The sequence below is a fragment of the Nocardioides dubius genome, assembly GCF_039528155.1.
GTDB lineage: Bacteria > Actinomycetota > Actinomycetes > Propionibacteriales > Nocardioidaceae > Nocardioides > Nocardioides dubius.
On record NZ_BAAALG010000001.1, the window covers coordinates 149,510 to 155,699 of the forward strand.

The window sequence follows — 6,190 nt, forward strand, 5'->3', positions numbered from 1 at the left end:
TCGTCATTTCGGGCGCCGGGCTGGCTATCTTTAGACCCATGCGTCCTGATGTCGAGCTGCGGCTCCCGGTCGACCCGGCCTTCGTCTCCGTCCTGCGGGCGACGGCGGTGAGCCTCGCTGCGCGGTTGAACTTCACCATCGATGACATCGAGGACCTCCGGATGGCGGTCAGCGAGGCCAGCGCGCTGGTGCTCCCCCACGCCCAGGCGGACGGCGACCTGGTGGCCGGGTTCCACACCGCGCCCGACAAGGTCGAGGTGCGGATCAGCGTGCCGACGTCCGGCACGGCGACGCCGCCGGCCGCCGAGGAGGACTTCGCCTGGCAGGTGCTCAGCGCGTTGACCACCCATGCCGAGCTGCAGACCGGCGAGGGCTCGTACGCGGCGATCTTCACGGTGCACTCCACCGCGACGGTCTGACATGGTCTCCTCGACCGGGAGTCCCCCGGAGAATCCGCAGCTCGCCGAGGTGAAGGCCACCAGTGCCCGGCACTTCGCCGTCCTCACCGACCCGGCGCGCCCCGACGAGCACGTGAGCGCGCGCGACGCGCTGGTCAGCCTGCACCTGCCCCTGGTGGAGCACTGCGCGCGGCGCTTCCGCAACCGCGGCGAGCCCTACGAGGACCTGCTCCAGGTCGGCACCATCGGGCTGCTCAAGGCGATCGACCGCTTCGACCTGGAGCGCGGCGTCGAGTTCTCCACCTACGCCACGCCGACCGTGATCGGCGAGATCAAGCGGCACTTCCGCGACAAGGGCTGGGCGATCCGGGTGCCCCGCCGGCTCCAGGAGCTGCGGATGCAGATCTCGGCGACCAGCGCCGAGCTCACCCAGTCGCTGGGCCGCTCCCCCACGCCCGCCGAGCTGGCCGAGGCGATCGGCTGCAGCACCGAGGACGTCGTCGAGGGGATGGAGTCGAGCAACGCCTACTCCACGCTCTCCCTGGATGCCGGCGACGACAGCGACGAGGGCGCCTCGTTCCTGGCCACGTTGGGCGTCGACGACGAGGGCATCGAGCATGTCGAGCTGCGCGAGTCGCTCAAGCCGCTGCTCGCCGAGCTCCCGGAGCGCGAGAAGACGATCCTGATGATGCGCTTCTTCAAGAACATGACCCAGTCGCAGATCGCGGCCGAGGTCGGGATCTCGCAGATGCACGTCTCCCGGCTGCTCAGCCGCACCCTCGACAAGCTGCGCGCGGCCCTCAGCGAGCCGTAGGCCCGGGCGGGCCTCAGACCCGCGTGTCCTCGTCGGCCAGGAACTTCAGGCTGCTGGGCAGCATGATCCCGATCAGGACCGCCACCGAGACCACGAAGATGCCCGCTGCGACCCCCTTGGTCTCGCCACCGAAGAAGCTCCACGCCACCAGGATCTGCAACAGCTGCGCGAAGACCACCGGGCTGCGCGCCCAGCTGCCGCCGTCGCGCAGGCCGCGTGCGCACCAGCCCAGCAGCGCGCCGTAGCCGAGGAAGAAGGCGGAGGTGGTGAGCCCCATCGAGAGCCGGTCGGTGGAGAGGTGGACCAGCTCCAGCACGCCGTAGCCGACGAAGAAGAGCCCCTCCAGCAGGGTCAGCGCTGCGGCGATCAGCAGCGGACGGGGCGCGACGGGTGCGGGCGAATGATTCACGGTTCCCCAGGGTACTTGTGACCAAAGTGACCTTCGATAGGGGTTGTCTCGTGCAAGAGTTCTTGGGAATCTATTCCTTGCGCCCGGTTTCGGGTCCAAAGACCTGCCCGCGCACCTGAACTGATCTCGAACGGCCCACAGGCCGCTCGACACTGCAACCAGAGGGAGTCCTCCGCCATGGATTGGCGCCATCGTTCCGCATGCCTCGACGAGGATCCGGAGCTGTTCTTCCCGATCGGCAACACCGGTCCGGCCATCCTCCAGATCGAGGAGGCCAAGCAGGTCTGCCGTCGCTGCGACGTCCGCGAGCAGTGCCTGGCCTGGGCCCTCGAGGCCGGCCAGGACCACGGCGTGTGGGGCGGCCTGGGCGAGGACGAGCGACGTGCGCTGAAGCGCCGCAACGCTCGCGCCCGCGTGCGCACCGCCTGACGCTCCCCCGCGTCGACCGGGCCCGGCAGGGCCCATCCGGATCAGGCGACCGGGATGTCGAGGCTCACCCGCGTACCGTGCTGGTACGGGGCGTGGGCCGCTTCGATGCCGAGGATGCCGCCCAGCTCCGACTCCACCAGGGTCCGCACGATCGACAGGCCCAGGTTCGTCGAGGTGTCGAGGTCGAAGCCGTCGGGAAGCCCGCGGCCGTTGTCCTCCACTACCAACTGCAGACGACCCACCATCGGCACCGCGCGCACCTGGATCTCCCCGTGCTCGTCGGTGCCGAAGCCGTGTTCGACGGCGTTCTGCAGCACCTCGGTGATCACCATCGCCAAGGCGGTGGCGGTCTCCCCGGCCACCACGCCGACCTCGCCCACCCGGATCACCCGGACCTGGTTGCCGACGTTGCTGACCTCGGTGACCATCCGGCCCAGCCGATCCAGGATCTCGTCGAAGTCGACCTTCTCCTCCAGCGCCTCGCTCAGCGTCTCGTGCACGATCGCGATCGACCCGACCCGGCGCACCGCCTCCTCCAGCGCCGCCTTCGCGTCGGCGTTGGGCATCCGGCGCGCCTGCAGCCGCAGCAGGGCGGCCACCGTCTGCAGGTTGTTCTTCACCCGGTGGTGGATCTCACGGATCGTGGCCTCCTTGGTCAGCAGCTCACGATCGCGCCGGCGCAGCTCGGTGACGTCGCGCAGCAGCACCAGGGCGCCGATCCGCTCACCCTGCGGGCGCAGCGGGATGGCCCGCGCGACCAGGGAGACGGTGTCGGTCTCGATCTCCGCGTCCTTGTAGACGACGCCACCGAGCACCGCGCTCAGCGACTCCTCGTCCGGACGACGGCGCGGCGGCACCAGCTGCCGGGTCAGGTCGGTGAGCAGGTGCCCGGTGAGGTCACCGGTGTGACCGAGCCGGCGGTAGACGCTGAGCGCGTTCGGGGAGGCGTAGCTGACCCGGCCGGCCCGGTCGACGCGCACGAAGCCGTCGCCCACGCGTGGCGTGTCGGCGAGGTCACTGCGGTCGCCGTCGTCGGGGAACAGGCCGCCCGCGATCATCTTGCTGAGGTCGGCCGCGGTGTCCAGGTAGGCCAGCTCCAGGCGGCTCGGGGTGCGCACGCCGAGCAGGTTGGTGTTGCGCGCCAGCACTGCGATCACCCGCGAGCCGCGGCGCACCGGGATCGCGTCCACCCGGACCGGGATGTCGTCGCGCCACTCCGGGTCGCCCTCGCGCATCAGCCGCCCACGGTCGAAGGCCAGGTGCACCATCGCCCGCTGCGTCCACGGCATGAAGGTGCCCGAGATGTCGTCCAGCAGGGCGGTCGGCCCCGTGGTGGGCCGCATCTGAGCGCCTGCCCAGAAGCCGGTCCGCTCGCGATCCGGCAGCCAGAGCACGAGGTCGGCGAAGGAGAGGTCGGCGATGATCTGCCAGTCGGCGGTCAGCCGATGCAGCCAGGCCAGATCGTCGGCATCCAGGTCCGTATGGTCGGCGGCCAGCTGGTCGAGAGTGGGCACCGGCACAGCATAGAACCGGCGTTGTGCGTAACCACGCCCCCGGCTGGCAAGATGGAGCCATGGCGTCGGCGTTCTGGGACCAGGTGAAGGCCAGTGGCCTCGAGGTACCCGCGGACCGCCCCCTCAAGGAGCTGACCGCAGAGCTGACGGCGATGCTCGGCAGCAGCGATCCGGGCCGCCGTGACCACACCGCCTTCGAGGTGCTCGCCGCCTGGACCGCGCGCGGCGTCTACGACGACCTGCTCTCCGGGCTCGGCGACGGGATGGCCGCCGGGCTCGACCAGGGCCTCGGCGAGCGGCACACCGACACCGTCTTCCGGCGCACCTTCTCGGCGCGGATGCTCGCGGTCTGCCTGGAGCGCGACAACGCGCAGCACCTGCTGGCCGGCGCCCAGGTGCTCACCTGGGGCGACCACCTGGCCAGCTGGCTGCTGCGCGAGCAGGACCTGCGAGCCCACGTGCCCACCCGGGGCTGGGCCAACGCGCTGGGCTACGGCGCCGACGCGCTCGGCGCGCTCGCCGACTCCCCACACTTCGGCCTGCCCGAGCTCACCGTGCTGCTCGACGTGCTGGCCGAGCGGCTGCTGCTGCCCGGCGACGGCGCCGTGCTCAACGGCGAGCCCGACCGGCTCGCCGCCGCCGCGATGCGGATCGTGCAGCGCGACCTGGTGCCCGCCGCCGTGCTCGAGGGCTGGGTGGCCCGGATCGCGCTCGGCTCCCGGCCCGAGGCGCACTCGCCGTCCGATCCGTACGGACGAGCCCTGCTGCCGCAGGCGTTCCTGCGCTCGCTCTACCTGCGCCTCACCCTGAGCCGCCGCCGCCCCAGCACCCGCGCGGATCTGCTGCTGGCCCTGGTCGACGGGCTGCGCTCCAGCAACCCGGATCTGGACGCCCCGACTTCACGAACCCCGTGAGTTCTGGCTGAGGGGCACGTACTCTCGCGCTATGACCGACGTCACAGCGCCTGCCGCCGATCCCACCCAACCGAGCGCCGAGCTCTCGGGCCATGCCGGCGAGCTCGCCGTCGCGGTGGCCCGGGCACACGGCGTCGAGCACATGTTCACCCTCTCCGGGGCGCACGTGTTCCCGCTCTACGACGGCGCGGTCAAGGCCGATCCGCCGATGCGCCTGGTCGACGTCCGGCACGAGCAGACGGCGGCCTTCGCCGCCGAGGCGACCGGCAAGCTCACCCGCACCCCCGGCCTGGCCGTGCTGACCGCCGGCCCCGGCGTCACCAACGGCGTCAGCGCCGTCGCCCAGGCGCAGTTCGCGGGCTCGCCGATGGTCGTCGTCGGCGGCCGCGCGCCGGCCAACCGTTGGGGCTCGGGCAGCCTGCAGGAGCTCGACCAGCCGCCGATCCTGGCGCCGGTGGCCAAGAGCGCCCGGACCCTGCCCACGGCAGGCGACGTGGTCGCGGGCCTGGACGAGGCGTTCGACCTGGCCGGCTCCTCGCACCGCGGTCCGGTCTTCGTGGACGTGCCGATGGACGAGCTCTTCAACGCCGCGACCAGTCCCTGGGCCGGGGCTCGTCGCAGCGCACCGGTCACGCCCGACCCCGACGCCCTCGGTGCGGTCGCCCGCCTGCTCGCCGCCGCGGAGCGTCCGGTGCTGATCCTCGGCACCGACGTCTGGGCCGACCACGCCGAGCAGGCCGCCCTGGGCTTCGTCGAGGAGCTCGGCATCCCGGCGATCACCAACGGGATGGGCCGTGGCGTGGTGCCCGGCGGCCACCCGCTGCTGGTGACGAAGGCCCGCGGCCAGGCCCTCGGCACCTGCGACCTGGCGATCGTGGTCGGCACGCCGCTCGACTTCCGGCTCGGCTACGGCGTCTTCGGCGGCAAGGACGGCGCACCCCCGGCCCAGGTGGTGCACCTGGCCGACTCCCCCGCCCAGGTCTCCAGCCACGCCACCCTGGCGGCCTCGGCGAGCGGCGACCTCTCCCAGGTGCTCACCGGTATCGCGAACGCGCTGGCGCCGCTGGCCCGCCGCTCCTGGAACGACTGGGTGGGCGCCCTGCAGGCCAGCGTGGCCGCTGCCACGGAGCGCGACGCAGCACTGCTCAGCGCGGAGGCCGATCCGATCCACCCGGCCCGGATCTACGGCGAGCTGGTGCCGCGGCTGGCCGACGACGCGGTGGTGATCGGCGACGGCGGCGACTTCGTCAGCTTCGCCGGCAAGTTCGTCGAGCCGAAGCGCCCCGGAGGCTGGCTCGACCCCGGGCCCTACGGCTGCCTGGGCGCCGGCCTGGGGGCTGCGATGGCCGCCCGGCTGGCACGGCCGTCGTCCCAGGTCGTGCTGCTGCTCGGCGACGGTGCGGCGGGCTTCTCGCTGATGGACGTCGACTCCCTGGTCCGCCAGCAGCTTCCGGTCGTGATGGTCTGCGGGAACAACTCCGCCTGGGGCCTGGAGAAGGGCCCGATGCAGATGCTCTACGGCTACGACGTCGCCGCCGACCTGGCACCGCGCACGCCGTACGACGAGGTCGTCCGGGCGCTCGGCGGCGGGGGCGAGACGGTCACTGACCCGCGGCAGATCGGGGCGGCCATCGACCGCGCCTTCGACGCCGGGGTCCCCTACCTGGTGAACGTGATCACCGACGTGAACGCGGCCTACCCGCGCAACACCT

The 6,190-nt window shown here is 72.1% G+C and carries 7 protein-coding genes; 5 read left to right on the plus strand and 2 right to left on the minus strand.

The genetic code is table 11. The features are described 5' to 3' along the window. Positions 1 to 38: 38 nt before the first annotated feature. Together ABD151_RS00640 and ABD151_RS00645 are read left to right on the plus strand one after the other, a co-directional pair. The gene (locus ABD151_RS00640) at positions 39 to 419 is read left to right on the plus strand and encodes an ATP-binding protein (RefSeq protein ID WP_343990166.1); all 381 of its coding nucleotides are present in this window, start codon (positions 39 to 41) and stop codon (positions 417 to 419) included. Position 420: 1 nt separating this feature from the next. Continuing rightward, entirely contained in the window at positions 421 to 1,212 is a 792-nt protein-coding gene (locus ABD151_RS00645; protein WP_343990169.1) for an RNA polymerase sigma factor SigF, read from the plus strand. Positions 1,213 to 1,225: 13 nt separating this feature from the next. Here ABD151_RS00645 and ABD151_RS00650 read toward each other — a convergent pair whose 3' ends face one another. Further along, positions 1,226 to 1,621, minus strand: a complete 396-nt coding sequence (locus ABD151_RS00650; RefSeq protein WP_343990173.1) for a hypothetical protein — start codon at positions 1,619 to 1,621, stop codon at positions 1,226 to 1,228. Between the two features lie 177 nt (positions 1,622 to 1,798). Between ABD151_RS00650 and ABD151_RS00655 the strand changes: the two genes are divergently transcribed. Beyond that, positions 1,799 to 2,050: a WhiB family transcriptional regulator gene (locus tag ABD151_RS00655; protein ID WP_110208737.1), complete on the plus strand. Its 252-nt coding sequence runs from the start codon at positions 1,799 to 1,801 to the stop codon at positions 2,048 to 2,050. A gap of 41 nt (positions 2,051 to 2,091) precedes the next feature. On the opposite strand, the gene ABD151_RS00660 is transcribed toward ABD151_RS00655, so the two are convergent. After that, complete coding sequence (locus ABD151_RS00660) at positions 2,092 to 3,564, minus strand: sensor histidine kinase (RefSeq protein WP_343990181.1); 1,473 nt, start codon at positions 3,562 to 3,564, stop codon at positions 2,092 to 2,094. Positions 3,565 to 3,623: 59 nt separating this feature from the next. On the opposite strand from ABD151_RS00660, the gene ABD151_RS00665 reads away from it, so the two are divergent. Beyond that, the gene (locus tag ABD151_RS00665) at positions 3,624 to 4,478 is read left to right on the plus strand and encodes a DUF2785 domain-containing protein (RefSeq protein ID WP_343990184.1); all 855 of its coding nucleotides are present in this window, start codon (positions 3,624 to 3,626) and stop codon (positions 4,476 to 4,478) included. Positions 4,479 to 4,509: 31 nt separating this feature from the next. Further along, positions 4,510 to 6,190 (plus strand): acetolactate synthase (locus ABD151_RS00670; RefSeq protein WP_343990187.1); only part of this gene is annotated, 1,681 nt, incomplete at its 3' end.